This window comes from Morococcus cerebrosus (genome assembly GCF_022749515.1).
GTDB classification, from domain to species: Bacteria; Pseudomonadota; Gammaproteobacteria; order Burkholderiales; family Neisseriaceae; genus Neisseria; species Neisseria cerebrosa.
The window spans coordinates 60,906-73,712 of sequence record NZ_CP094242.1; the positions used below are offsets into that span (position 1 = coordinate 60,906).

General features: G+C 55.4%; 10 protein-coding genes and 2 pseudogenes. 11 read left to right on the forward strand and 1 reads right to left on the reverse strand.

The window, feature by feature from the left end; translation table 11 throughout:
* The 3 genes from def to MON37_RS00275 all read left to right on the forward strand — a co-directional run bounded on the left by def (position 1) and on the right by MON37_RS00275 (position 2,431).
* Positions 1 to 504, forward strand: a complete 504-nt coding sequence (def, locus tag MON37_RS00265) for a peptide deformylase (protein WP_029609881.1) — start codon at positions 1 to 3, stop codon at positions 502 to 504.
* A 145-nt stretch (positions 505 to 649) separates the two neighbouring features.
* Positions 650 to 1,576, forward strand: coding sequence for a methionyl-tRNA formyltransferase (gene fmt, locus MON37_RS00270; protein WP_039409366.1), 927 nt, complete (start codon positions 650 to 652; stop codon positions 1,574 to 1,576).
* A gap of 333 nt (positions 1,577 to 1,909) precedes the next feature.
* On the forward strand, positions 1,910 to 2,431 hold the full coding sequence (locus tag MON37_RS00275; RefSeq protein WP_039409370.1) for an O-acetyl-ADP-ribose deacetylase: 522 nt from the start codon (positions 1,910 to 1,912) through the stop codon (positions 2,429 to 2,431).
* Positions 2,432 to 2,562: 131 nt separating this feature from the next.
* On the opposite strand, the gene MON37_RS00280 is transcribed toward MON37_RS00275, so the two are convergent.
* Positions 2,563 to 2,847, reverse strand: coding sequence for a PepSY domain-containing protein (locus tag MON37_RS00280; RefSeq protein WP_003760535.1), 285 nt, complete (start codon positions 2,845 to 2,847; stop codon positions 2,563 to 2,565).
* Between the two features lie 172 nt (positions 2,848 to 3,019).
* Between MON37_RS00280 and rsmB the strand changes: the two genes are divergently transcribed.
* The 8 genes and pseudogenes from rsmB to topA all read left to right on the forward strand — a co-directional run bounded on the left by rsmB (position 3,020) and on the right by topA (position 12,711).
* Entirely contained in the window at positions 3,020 to 4,279 is a 1,260-nt protein-coding gene (rsmB, locus tag MON37_RS00285; protein WP_039409374.1) for a 16S rRNA (cytosine(967)-C(5))-methyltransferase RsmB, read from the forward strand.
* Positions 4,245 to 4,838 (forward strand): DUF4390 domain-containing protein, encoded by a 594-nt coding sequence (locus tag MON37_RS00290; protein WP_003742625.1) that lies wholly within the window; start codon positions 4,245 to 4,247, stop codon positions 4,836 to 4,838. Before rsmB ends, MON37_RS00290 begins: the two co-directional genes overlap by 35 nt.
* Before the next feature lie 3 nt (positions 4,839 to 4,841).
* The gene (locus tag MON37_RS00295; RefSeq protein WP_039409376.1) at positions 4,842 to 6,965 is read left to right on the forward strand and encodes a sensor histidine kinase; all 2,124 of its coding nucleotides are present in this window, start codon (positions 4,842 to 4,844) and stop codon (positions 6,963 to 6,965) included.
* Complete coding sequence (locus MON37_RS00300; protein ID WP_003763191.1) at positions 6,958 to 8,241, forward strand: sigma-54-dependent transcriptional regulator; 1,284 nt, start codon at positions 6,958 to 6,960, stop codon at positions 8,239 to 8,241. Before MON37_RS00295 ends, MON37_RS00300 begins: the two co-directional genes overlap by 8 nt.
* A gap of 377 nt (positions 8,242 to 8,618) precedes the next feature.
* Positions 8,619 to 9,549: pseudogene (gene dprA / locus MON37_RS00305) on the forward strand (DNA-processing protein DprA); the annotation flags it as partial.
* Between the two features lie 134 nt (positions 9,550 to 9,683).
* A pseudogene (locus MON37_RS12365) lies at positions 9,684 to 9,839 on the forward strand (DprA-like winged helix domain-containing protein); the annotation flags it as partial.
* A 25-nt stretch (positions 9,840 to 9,864) separates the two neighbouring features.
* Positions 9,865 to 10,320: a Smg family protein gene (locus MON37_RS00310; protein ID WP_003742632.1), complete on the forward strand. Its 456-nt coding sequence runs from the start codon at positions 9,865 to 9,867 to the stop codon at positions 10,318 to 10,320.
* Positions 10,321 to 10,404: 84 nt separating this feature from the next.
* Entirely contained in the window at positions 10,405 to 12,711 is a 2,307-nt protein-coding gene (gene topA / locus MON37_RS00315) for a type I DNA topoisomerase (protein ID WP_039409382.1), read from the forward strand.
* The last annotated feature ends 96 nt before the right edge of the window (positions 12,712 to 12,807 follow it).

Below are 12,807 nucleotides of genomic sequence, written 5' to 3' on the forward strand. Positions count from 1 at the left end.
ATGGCTTTACTGAATATCCTGCAATATCCCGACGAGCGTCTGCACACCGTGGCGAAGCCTGTCGAGCAAGTCGATGAGCGCATCCAAAAGCTGGTTGCCGATATGTTTGAAACCATGTACGAAGCGCGCGGCATCGGGCTGGCGGCGACGCAGGTCGATGTGCACGAGCGCGTCGTCGTGATGGATTTGACCGAAGACCGCAGCGAGCCGCGCGTGTTCATCAACCCCGTCATTGTTGAAAAAGACGGCGAAACCACTTACGAAGAAGGCTGCCTGTCCGTGCCGGGCATTTACGACACCGTTACCCGCGCCGAGCGCGTCAAGGTTGAGGCTTTGAACGAAAAAGGCGAGAAATTCACGCTGGAGGCGGACGGGCTGTTGGCGATTTGCGTGCAGCACGAGTTGGATCACCTGATGGGCATCGTTTTTGTCGAACGCCTGTCGCAGCTCAAACAGGGTCGGATTAAGACCAAACTGAAAAAACGTCAGAAACACACCATCTAAAAGCCGAATGATACGGTCGAACAGGTCGTCTGAAAGAGGGGAAGCGGCAGCAAGCCGTTGTTTTTCAAACTTTCAGACGACCTGTCGCAATGTTTGCCGTTGCGCTATATAGGTCGTCTGAAACCCATTTCCAAGGAGTTTCCCCATGAAAGTCATCTTTGCCGGTACGCCCGATTTTGCCGCTGCCGCCTTAAAAGCCATAGCCGCCGCCGGTTTTGAAATCCCGCTGGTGTTGACCCAGCCCGACCGTCCTAAAGGACGCGGGATGCAGCTTGCCCCGTCTCCCGTGAAGCAGGCCGCATTGGAGTTGGGTTTGCGCGTGGCGCAGCCTGAAAAACTGCGCAACAACGCCGAAGCCCTGCAAATGCTCAAAGAGGTTGAAGCCGACGTGATGGTCGTTGCCGCCTACGGACTGATTCTGCCGCAAGACGTGTTGGATACGCCGAAACACGGCTGCCTCAACATCCACGCCTCGCTGCTACCCCGTTGGCGCGGCGCGGCGCCGATTCAGCGGGCGATTGAAGCGGGCGATGCCGAAACGGGCGTGTGCATCATGCAGATGGACATTGGTTTGGACACCGGCGATGTGGTCAGCGAACACCGTTACGCCATTCAACCGACCGATACGGCGAATGAAGTACACGATGCGCTGATGAATCTCGGTGCGGCGGCGATTGTTGCTGATTTGCAACAATTAAAAACAGAAGGCCGTCTGAAAAGCGTCAAACAGCCTGAAGAAGGCGTGACTTATGCACAAAAATTAAGCAAAGAAGAAGCGCGTGTCGATTGGAACGAAAGCGCGGCAGTGATTGAACGCAAAATCCGCGCCTTCAACCCCGTCCCCGCTGCATGGGTGGAATATCAAGGCAAGCCGATGAAAATCTGGCGGGCTGAAGTAGTCGCGCAACAAGGCAGGGCGGGCGAAGTGTTGTCTTGCTCGGCTGACGGCTTGGTTGTCGCCTGTGGCGAGAACGCGCTGAAGATTACCGAATTGCAGCCTTCGGGCAGCAAACGGATGCCGATTGCGGCGTTTGCGGCAGGGCATAAGATTGAGGTTGGGACGGTTTTATAGAAGCCGTTTCGTAAACTAATTTAGAGCCAGCCCATCCCCCATTTCTTAGCTGCCATGCCTTCCCCGCCTACGCGAGAATGAGCTATGGCGGGAATCCATTGGAAAATCCAAGAAACGGATGCTCGAAAAGCGTTGTTGAAGTTCAAAGATGGATTCCCGCCTGCGCGGGAATGACGGTTGGCGGTAGGTGCTGTATCAAAAAACAGCGGGCCGGTTATCAATTTTCAGACGACCTTTCTTCTGATGATTCAGAGGTCGTCTGAAAATATCGGGCAGGGAAACGTTTGGTTTTGTTGAACTGACGACAAGATTCCCCACGTTTAGGAGCAGATCATGGCAGTGTTTGAAGTAGTCGAAGGCGATATTACAAAACTTGAAGTCGATGCCATCGTGAACGCCGCCAATTCCTCGTTGTTGGGCGGCGGAGGCGTGGACGGCGCGATTCACCGCGCGGCGGGACGGGAATTGTTGGAAGCGTGCAGAAAGTTGAACGGCTGCCGCACGGGCGAAGCGAAAATCACCCAAGGCTACCGGCTGCCGGCGAAATTTGTGATTCACACCGTCGGGCCGGTTTGGTTCGGCGGACACCGCAGCGAAGCGGTCAAGCTGGCGGAGGCGTATCAAAATTCCCTGCTGTTGGCGCAAGAACACGGCATCCGCAGCATCGCCTTCCCCTGTATCAGCACGGGCGTGTACCGTTTCCCCGCCGACTTGGCTGCCGAGACTGCTTTGGCGATTTTGAAAAAAACCTTGCCGCAGTGTCCGTCTGTCGAAAAAATCATTTTCTGTTGCTATTCGCCGCAGGATGCCGAACGCTATCGGGCATTGTTGGAACGGGACGGGGCGGTCGTCTGAAATTCCCGAATCAGGCAAAACGGCAGATTAAATGTTTTTCAGACGACCTTAGGCAAGCTTGGGGTCGTCTGAAAACAGAAAAGCCGGACAGACAGTCCGGCTTCCTATAAGAATCCATTATCAAGAATCGATTAATCGTCGCAGTGGTTGTCGGTGTCCACTTTGATGACGCGGCCGCTTTGTGAGGAAACGTCGACATCGTATTCGGTACAGCCTCTGCGGATTTCGATTTCCCAGCGTCCGTCGCTGTGGTCGATGTCGGTAACGCGGCCGCCGCCGACGCGTTTCTTGGCGATTTTGACGGCTTGCGCTTGGGAGATGGCGCGGGAATGTTTGTGCGGTGCCGCCGCGGCGGTCAGGCTGCCGGAAACGAGTGCGGCGGAAACGGCAAGCAGGGAGAGGGCGCGCAAAGTCATGATGAATCCTTATGTGTGTTGAAAAGAACGGACTATATGGATATTGTCATGAGCGGGCAATCGGATTAACACAATTTGAATTTTGCCCCGAACACCGCCCGAACCGCTTGTAAGGCGTTTACATTTTTAACGAACAAATCGAACCGAAGCAGGTATTTAAGGAATTGAATTTATGAGTATGTCCCTCGCCCAAAAACTCGCCGCCGACAGCATTGCGGCGGTCGCCGAAGGGCACAACCTTCAGGATGTGTTGGCGCAAATCCGCGCGGCGCATCCCGAGCTGACGGCGCAGGAAAACGGCGCGCTGCAGGATATTGCCTACGGCTGCCAGCGTTATTTGGGCAGTTTGAAGCATATGCTCGCGCAGATGCTGAAAAAGCCGATTGACAATCCGCAGCTCGAAAGCCTGCTTTTGGCGGCGATGTACCAACTGCATTACACGCGCAACGCGCCTCATGCGGTGGTCAACGAGGCGGTCGAGAGTATCGCGAAAATCGGGCGCGGGCAGTACCGTTCGTTTGCCAACGCGATTTTGCGGCGTTTTTTGCGCGAACGCGACAAGCTCGCGGCTTCGTGCAAAAAAGACGATGTGGCGAAGCACAACCTGCCGCTGTGGTGGGTGGCATACCTGAAAAACCATTATCCGAAACATTGGCACAACATCACCACCGCGCTGCAATCGCATCCGCCGATGACGCTGCGGGTCAACCGCCGCCACGGCAATGCCGAATCGTATTTGGGAAAGCTGGCGGCGGAAGGGATTGCGGCTAAGGCGTTGGACGAATATGCGGTTACGTTGGAAGAAGCTGTGCCGGTGAACCGGCTGCCCGGTTTTGCCGAAGGGCTGGTGTCGGTGCAGGATTTCGGGGCGCAGCAGGCGGCGTATCTGTTAAACCCTAAAGACGGCGAACGGATTTTGGACGCGTGCGCCGCGCCGGGCGGGAAGACGGGGCATATGTTGGAACTGGCGGATTGTCATGTTACCGCTTTGGATATAGATGAAGGTCGTCTGAAAAGGGTGAAGGACAATCTCGACCGCTTGGGGTTTCAGACGACCGCTCTGGCTTGCGCCGATGCGCAGGACTTGGCGGCGTGGTATGATGGAAAGCCTTTCGACGCCATCCTTGCCGACGTGCCGTGTACCGCTTCGGGGGTGGCGCGGCGCAATCCCGACGTGAAATGGCTGCGCCGTCCGACCGATGCCGCCAAAACCGCCCGTCAGCAGGAGGCATTGCTGGACGCGCTTTGGCAAACCCTGACGAAAAACGGCAGAATGCTGCTTGCCACCTGCTCGGTGTTCGTCGAAGAAAACGACGTTCAGTTGCAAAAATTCCTCAACCGCCACGCCGATGCCGAGCTGATCGAATCGCGTGTGCTTTTACCGAACAAACATCAAGATGGCTTTTATTACGCGCTTATCAAAAAGCAGTAAACGGCTGTTTGGAACGCTGTTGCTCGCCCTGTCGCTGAATGCGGCGGCGGAGGGTATCAGCGTGACCCGCTCCGAGGCGAAACTGACCGAAACCGGGCAGCTTTCCGTCAGCAGCCGTTTCCGCACCGATTTGCCCGACCAGCTCAAACAGGCGCTCCGGCAGGGCGTGCCGTTGAATTTCACTTTGAGCTGGCAGCTTTCCGCGCCTTCCATGCCGTCTTACCGCTTCAAGTTTGACCAGCTGCTCAACAGCGACAACACCATCCACTACAAACTTTCCTTCCATCCGCTGACCAACCGCTACCGCATAACCGTCGGCACGTTTTCCACCGAATACGACACGCTTGAGACCGCCTTGCGCGGCGTAGGGGCGGTCGCCAACTGGAAAGTGCTGTCCAAAGGCGCGTTAAGCGGCGTCGCAGCGAAAGACACACAAGCCGAAATCCGCCTGCTGCTTTCAACAGCGAAGCTGCCCAAACCCTTCCAAATCAACGCATTGACTTCTAAAAACTGGCACTTGGATTCCGGCTGGAAGTCTCTGACCATCTCTCAGGAGTAAACCATGCGCCGCTTTCTCCTGATTGCCGTGTTGGCGGCGGTGGGACTGCTCTACGGACTGACCATTGCAACGGGCAGCACCAGCCCGCTGGCGGAATATTTCTGGTGGATTATCGCCCTGTGTGCGCTGCTGATGCTGGTGTTGGCATCGGTTTTGACGCGCTACGTCCTGCTCCTCATGCGCGACAAAAGCAAGGGTGTGTTCGGTTCGCAGATTGCGCGGCGGCTGTCGGGGATGTTTACGCTGGTGGCGGTATTGCCGGGCGTGTTTCTGTTCGGCATTTCCGCGCAGTTCATCAACGGCACGATTAATTCGTGGTTCGGCAACGATACCCACGAAGCCCTCGAACGCAGCCTGAACTTGAGCAAATCCGCGCTGAATCTGGCAGTGGACAACGCAGTCAGTAATGCTACGCCGGTGCAAATCGACATGATCAGCACCGCGTCTGTGGACGGCGATTTGGGCAAGGCGCTGAAAAATGCCGCCAAATCGGGCGGCTTTACCCAGCTTTCGCTCTATGATGTCAAAACCCACAAAACCGAGAAAAGTGTCAATCCGCTGAAACTAAACCAACCCGAACTCGACAAAGAAGGATGGGAGAAGCTGGAGCAGACCGGCTCGATACGCAGTTTGGAAAACATAGAAAATGTCTTGTACGCGCAAGGCTGGATGTTGATCGGCGCGCACAACGGACGCGATTATGCCTTGTTTTTCCGTCAGCCCATCCCGCAGGATGTGGCGCAAGACGCGACGCTGATTGAAGCGGCGCGGGCGAAATACGCCGAATTGAGCTACACCAAACAAGGCCTGCAAACCTTCTTCTTGGCGACTTTGCTGGTTGCCGCTCTGTTGGCGATTTTCCTTGCCTTGGTAATGGCGCTGTATTTCGCCCGCCGCTTCGTCGAGCCGGTATTGTCGTTGGCAGAAGGCGCAAGGGCGGTGGCGCAGGGCGATTTCAGCCAGAAACGCCCCGTGTTCCGCAATGATGAATTCGGCAGGTTGACCCAGTTGTTCAACCACATGACCGAACAGCTTGCCATCGCCAAAGAAGCCGACGAGAACAACCGCCTGCGCGAAGAAGCGGCGCGCCACTATCTCGAATGCGTGTTGGAAAGCCTGACCACGGGCGTGATTACTTTGGATGCCGAAGGTCGTCTGAAAACCTTCAACAAAGCAGCCGAACGGATTTTGGGCATTGAATTGGTGCCGCTGTGGGGTAGCAACTGGCACGACTGGCGCGGACAATCGCCGCAGCAGACCCTGCTTGCCGAAGTGTTTGCCGCCATTGAAGAAACCGCCAATGCCGCCAAGCCCGTCCAAGTCGAATACGCCGCCCCCGACGATGCGCGGATTCTCTTGGGCAAAGCCACCATCCTGCCTGACGACAACGACAACGGCGTGGTGATGGTGATCGACGACATCACCGTCCTTATCCGCGCCCAAAAAGAAGCCGCATGGGGCGAAGTGGCGAAACGGTTGGCGCATGAAATCCGCAATCCGCTCACGCCTATCCAACTTTCCGCCGAGAGATTGGCATGGAAATTGCATGATAAATTGGACGAACAACACGCCCAAATCCTCAGCCGTTCGACCGACACCATCGTCAAACAGGTGGCGGCATTAAAAGAAATGGTCGAAGCCTTCCGCAATTACGCCCGCGCCCCGTCGCTGAATTTTGAAAAACACGATTTGAACCGTTTGGTCGAAGAAGTGTTGCTGCTGTACGAGGGCGGGGCGTGCCGCTTTGTTCCAAACTTGTCCGACAAACCGCAGCCGATTTCCGCCGATACCACCGCCATGCGGCAGGTGTTGCACAATATTTTCAAAAACGCGGCAGAGGCGGCGGAAGAGGCAGAAGTTCCTCAAGTGAATGTCAGCGTCGGTGAAGATAACGACGGACAGGTTTTATTGACCGTTTGTAACAACGGCAAAGGTTTCAGCAAGGAAATGCTGCATAATGCCTTCGAGCCGTATGTTACCGACAAGCCGACAGGTACGGGACTGGGATTGCCCGTTGTGAAGAAAATCATCGAAGAGCACGGCGGCCGCATCAGCCTGAGCAATCAGAACGAAGGCGGCGCGTGTGTGAAAATAGCCTTACCCCGATTGGTAGAAACTTATGCGTAGCAGTGATATTTTAATTGTAGATGACGAAGTAGGTATCCGCGACTTGCTCTCGGAAATCCTCCAAGACGAAGGTTATTCCGTGGCTTTGGCGGAGAACGCCGAAGAGGCGCGCCAACTGCGCCACCAGACCCGTCCCGCCATGGTGTTGTTGGACATCTGGATGCCCGACTGCGACGGGATTACCCTGCTCAAAGAGTGGGCGAAAAACGGGCAGCTCAATATGCCCGTAGTGATGATGAGCGGACACGCCAGCATCGACACCGCCGTCGAAGCCACCAAAATCGGCGCGCTCGACTTTCTGGAAAAACCGATTGCCCTGCAAAAGCTGCTCTCTACCGTCGACCGCGCCCTCAAACACGGCGAAATGCAGATGGCGGCGGGCTTGTCCTTCGATAAACTCGGCAACAGCCCCGCCATTCAAGAATTCAAGCAACAACTTGAGCCTGCCGTGAAAAAAAGCGGCCCCGTGCTGCTCAGCGGCGAAACCGGTTCGCCGTTTGAAATCGTTGCCCGCTATTTCCACAAAAGCGGCACGCCTTGGGTCGGACTCAGCCGCGTCGAACTCATTGCCGATGCGCCTTTGGAACTGCTGCAAAAAGCATCGGGCGGCACGCTCTATCTCGGTGATGCCGCGCAGTACAGCAAAAACATCCAAAACGGCATCAGTTTCATCCTCGGCAAGGCAGACCGTTACAACGTGCGCGTCATCGTCGCCGGCAGCCATGCCGCCGATGAAAGCCCGGCAGACGCCATAGCCGATGCCAAGTTGTCCGAACTGCTTTCCGGCAACGTCATCAGCATCCCGCCGTTGCGTAGCCAATCCGAAGACATCGCTTTCTTGGTCAACCAAGTCATGACCGAATTGGCGGACAGCGAAAAAATCCAGCCCGTCAAATTCAGCAACGGCTCGCTGACCGTCCTCTGCCAATACAACTGGCCGGGCAATTTCGACCAGCTCCGCAGCGTCGTGAAAAACCTGATGCTGGAAGCGGACGGACAGGAAGTCCACGAGCAGGCGGTCGTTGCCGCATTGGGGCAAAAACGGGCGACAGTCGCCACCGAAATCGTCGGCGGTTTCAACTTCAATATGCCTTTGCGCGAACTGCGTGAAGAATTGGAACGCCGCTATTTCGAGTACCACATCGCCCAAGAAGGGCAAAACATGAGCCGCGTCGCCCAAAAAGTCGGCCTGGAGCGCACACACCTCTACCGCAAACTCAAACAATTAGGCATCAGCGTTTCCCGCCGCAGCGCAGCGGAAAAAGCAGAAGAGTAGGGCGGTAGTAGGATAAGAGGTCGTCTGAAAGCATACGGCACGCTGCGGTATGTTTTCAGACGACCTTGTTTGCCATTAATCTGTTCGCTTTTGCCGTAGAGCCGACTCACTTTTGACACAATGGGCGACAACCATTCAAATGACAGATTTTCCTGCCGTATCGTGTAGAATATAAAAATATTACAAAAGTTACTAACGGGCTGTCGGCTGTTTGGCAGCATCCGCATGACGGTGAACAGGTACGAAACCGGAATCAGGTGTGGGAACGCCGTATCGGTTTAAAGTTCGCCGGCTTTATCGTTAAATACTGACATTTATCTGTTTTCAGACGACCTCCCGAACAAAGGTCGTCTGAAAACAACAAGGGGACACAATTAATGACGGAAAACGACCGCCTTGCCTGGCTGCAACTGGCGTTTACGCCTTATGTCGGCGCGGAGGGCTTCTTGCTCCTACTACAACGTTTCGGCAGCGCGAAAGCCGCGCTGGATGCTCCTGCGGAGCAAATCGCCACGATAGTGCGCCACAAGCAGGCAGCCGAATCTTGGCGCAACGGCGAAAAACGGGCGTTGGCGCAAAAGGCTGCGGAAGCGGCGCTGCAATGGGAAAAGCAGGACGGCTGCCGTTTGTTGCTGCTGCAAGATGATGATTTTCCTGAAATGCTGACGCAGGGCATTACCGCGCCGCCGGTTTTGTTCTTGCGCGGTAACGTGCAACTGCTGCACAAACCTTCCGCCGCCATTGTCGGCAGCCGCCATGCCACGCCGCAGGCGATGCGGATTGCCAAAGATTTCGGCAGAGCGTTGAGTGAACAGGATATTCCCGTCGTGTCGGGTATGGCTTCGGGTATCGACACCGCCGCCCACCAAGGCGCATTGCAGGCGGGCGGCGACACCATCGCCGTATGGGGGACGGGCATAGACCGCATTTACCCGCCGTCCAATAAAAACCTTGCCTATGAAATCGCCGAAAAAGGATTGATTGTCAGCGAGTTTCCTTTGGATACGCGGCCGTTTGCGGGCAACTTTCCGCGCCGCAACCGCCTGATCGCCGCGTTGTCGCAGGTTACGCTGGTGGTCGAGGCCGCGTTGGAATCCGGTTCGCTGATTACTGCCAAGCTGGCGGCGGAGATGGGACGTGAGGTGATGGCGGTGCCCGGTTCGATAGACAATCCGCACAGTAAGGGCTGCCACAAGCTGATTAAAGACGGCGCGAAATTGGTGGAATGTTTGGACGACATCCTTCACGAATGTCCGGGGCTATTGCAAAATGCGGCAGTTCCATCATATTCTATAAATAAGAAAAACAAAAAAACGGAAAAACGCACTGCCGTCAGAGAGACGTCGTCTGAACCTGTTTTACCGTTTTCAGACGACCTTCATGTCCGAAAACAGCCGGCGCAAGCCAATACGGTTGCCGCGCCGACAGCGGAAGATGGGCTGCTGGACGCCATGGGTTACGACTCCGTTCATCCCGATATATTGGCGCAGCAAACCGCATGGGCGGCGGCAGACGTTTACGCTCGACTGCTGGAATACGAACTCGACGGCATCGTCGCCGCCTTGCCGGGCGGACGCTATCAGCGCATAAAAGCATAATTGATTCATTCATTAAGGAACCAGCATGACAGAAGTCATTGCCTATCTCATCGAACACTTCCAAGATTTCGACAATTGTCCGCCGCCGGAGGATTTGGGCCGCCTGTTGGAAGATGCGGGTTTTGACGTAACGGAAATCGGCAATACGCTGATGATGATGGAAGTGTTGTTCAACACGTCCGAATTCGCCGCCGCACCGTTCGACAGCCATGCCCTGCGCGTGTATTGCAACGAGGAAGTGGAAAATCTGCCGCAGGAAGTCATGGGGCTGATGCAGTATCTGGTTGCCGAACGCGCCATCACTTACGAGCAGCGCGAAATCGTCATCCACGCCCTGATGCACATCCCGCCCGAAGAAATCACGCTCGATACGGCGAAAGTGCTGGTGTTGCTCTTGTTGTGGGCGCACAAAAGCGAATTGCCCGTCTTAATCGGTGACGACCTGATGGGCGCGCTCAACGGCAAAGCAACCATGCATTAAACCTTTTCAGACGACCTTTTGACGCAGCTTGTTCAGAAAGGTCGTCTGAAACGCATCATCCAATACATTAAAAGAGAACAAACAATGGCGAAAAACCTCTTAATCGTCGAATCACCGTCCAAAGCCAAAACCCTGAAAAAATACCTTGGCGGCGATTTCGAAATTCTGGCCTCCTACGGCCACGTCCGCGACCTCGTCCCCAAAAACGGTGCCGTCGATCCCGAACACGACTTCGCCATGAAATACGAGCTGATCAAACGCAACGCCAAACACGTCGATGCGATTGTCGCGGGAGCCAAAGAAGCCGAAAACATCTACCTCGCAACCGACCCGGATAGGGAAGGCGAAGCGATTTCCTGGCATCTTTTTGAAATCCTCAAATCCAAACGCGGTCTGAAAAACATCAAGCCGCAGCGTGTCGTGTTCCACGAAATCACCAAAAACGCCGTGCTCGATGCCGTCGCCAACCCGCGCGAAATCGAAATGGACTTGGTTGATGCGCAACAAGCCCGCCGCGCTTTGGACTATCTGGTCGGTTTCAACCTCTCGCCATTGTTGTGGAAAAAAATCCGACGCGGTTTGAGCGCGGGCCGTGTGCAAAGCCCCGCCCTGCGTTTGATTTGCGAACGCGAAAACGAAATCCGCGCGTTTGAAGCGCAGGAATATTGGACGGTGCATCTCGACAGCCACAAAGGCCGCAGCAAGTTCACCGCCAAACTCGCCCAATACAACGGCGCGAAACTCGAACAATTCGACCTGCCGGACGAAGCCGCGCAAGCCGACGTGTTGAAAGAACTCGAAGGCAAAGAGGCCGTCGTTACCGCCATCGAAAAGAAAAAGCGCAGCCGCAATCCCGCCGCGCCATTTACCACTTCTACCATGCAGCAGGATGCCGTGCGCAAACTCGGCTTCACCACCGACCGCACCATGCGTACCGCCCAGCAGCTTTACGAAGGTATAGACGTAGGGCAGGGTGCCATCGGTCTGATTACCTATATGCGTACCGACAGCGTGAATTTGGCCGATGAAGCGTTAACCGAAATCCGCCATTACATCGAAAACAAAATCGGCAAAGAATATCTGCCGAGTGCCGCCAAACAATACAAAACCAAATCCAAAAACGCCCAAGAAGCGCACGAAGCCATCCGTCCGACTTCCGTGTACCGCACGCCCGAAAGCGTCAAACCCTTCCTGAGCGCAGACCAGTTCAAACTCTATCAAATGATTTGGCAGCGCACCGTCGCCTGTCAGATGACGCCCGCCAAATTCGACCAAACCACCGTCGATATTACCGTTGGCAAAGGCGTATTCCGCGTAACCGGACAAGTGCAAACCTTCGCAGGCTTCCTCAGCGTTTACGAAGAAAGCAGCGACGATGAAGAAGGCGAAGACAGCAAAAAACTGCCCGAAATGAGCGAAGGCGACAAATTGCCCGTGGACAAACTCTACGGCGAGCAACACTTCACTACCCCTCCGCCGCGCTACAACGAAGCCACGCTGGTTAAAGCCCTCGAAGAATACGGCATCGGCCGCCCCTCGACCTACGCCAGCATCATCTCCACGCTCAAAGACCGCGAATACGTTACCCTTGAGCAAAAACGCTTCATGCCCACCGACACAGGCGACATCGTCAACAAATTCCTGACCGAACACTTCGCCCAATACGTCGACTACCACTTCACAGCCAAACTCGAAGACCAGCTCGACGAAATCGCCGACGGCAAACGCCGCTGGATTCCCGTGATGGACAAATTCTGGAAACCGTTCATCAAACAAGTGGAAGAAAAAGAAGGCATCGAACGCGCCAAATTTACCACGCAGGAACTCGACGAAACCTGCCCGAAATGCGGCGAACACAAACTGCAAATCAAGTTCGGCAAAATGGGCCGCTTCGTCGCCTGCGCCGGCTATCCCGAGTGCAGCTACACGCGCAACGTCAACGAAACCGCCGAGGAAGCCGCCGAGCGCATCGCCAAAGCGGAAGCCGAGCAAGCGGAACTCGACGGACGCGAGTGCCCTAAATGCGGCGGTCGCCTAGTGTACAAATACAGCCGCACTGGCAGCAAATTCATCGGCTGCGCCAACTACCCCAAATGCAAACACGTCGAGCCGCTGGAAAAACCGAAAGATACCGGCGTCCAATGCCCGCAGTGCAAAAAAGGCAACCTCGTCGAGCGCAAATCCCGCTACGGCAAACTGTTTTACAGTTGCAGCACCTATCCCGACTGCAACTACGCCACCTGGAACCCGCCCGTCGCCGAAGAATGCCCGAGCTGCCATTGGCCGGTCTTGACCATCAAAACTACCAAACGCTGGGGCGTGGAAAAAATCTGCCCGCAAAAAGAATGCGGCTGGAAAGAACAGATTGAACCGCCTGCACCGAAAGAGTGAGATTAGGTTGGTTTAAAGAGAAAAGGTCGTCTGAAAAAATTTCAGACGACGGCGGATTCGCATTTGAAGTGCAACTTTCCATAACAGAAAAAGGCC

Excerpts from the sequence above, each read along its gene's own strand:
- topA (WP_039409382.1), top strand. The coding sequence starts at position 10,405 with ATGGCGAAAAACCTCTTAATCGTCGAATCACCGTCCAAAGCCAAAACC.
- MON37_RS00300 (WP_003763191.1), top strand. The coding sequence starts at position 6,958 with ATGCGTAGCAGTGATATTTTAATTGTAGATGACGAAGTAGGTATCCGC.
- MON37_RS00295 (WP_039409376.1), top strand. The coding sequence starts at position 4,842 with ATGCGCCGCTTTCTCCTGATTGCCGTGTTGGCGGCGGTGGGACTGCTC.
- MON37_RS00290 (WP_003742625.1), top strand. The coding sequence starts at position 4,245 with ATGGCTTTTATTACGCGCTTATCAAAAAGCAGTAAACGGCTGTTTGGA.
- rsmB (WP_039409374.1), top strand. The coding sequence starts at position 3,020 with ATGAGTATGTCCCTCGCCCAAAAACTCGCCGCCGACAGCATTGCGGCG.
- MON37_RS00310 (WP_003742632.1), top strand. The coding sequence starts at position 9,865 with ATGACAGAAGTCATTGCCTATCTCATCGAACACTTCCAAGATTTCGAC.
- MON37_RS00275 (WP_039409370.1), top strand. The coding sequence starts at position 1,910 with ATGGCAGTGTTTGAAGTAGTCGAAGGCGATATTACAAAACTTGAAGTC.
- MON37_RS00280 (WP_003760535.1), bottom strand. The coding sequence starts at position 2,847 with ATGACTTTGCGCGCCCTCTCCCTGCTTGCCGTTTCCGCCGCACTCGTT.
- def (WP_029609881.1), top strand. The coding sequence starts at position 1 with ATGGCTTTACTGAATATCCTGCAATATCCCGACGAGCGTCTGCACACC.
- fmt (WP_039409366.1), top strand. The coding sequence starts at position 650 with ATGAAAGTCATCTTTGCCGGTACGCCCGATTTTGCCGCTGCCGCCTTA.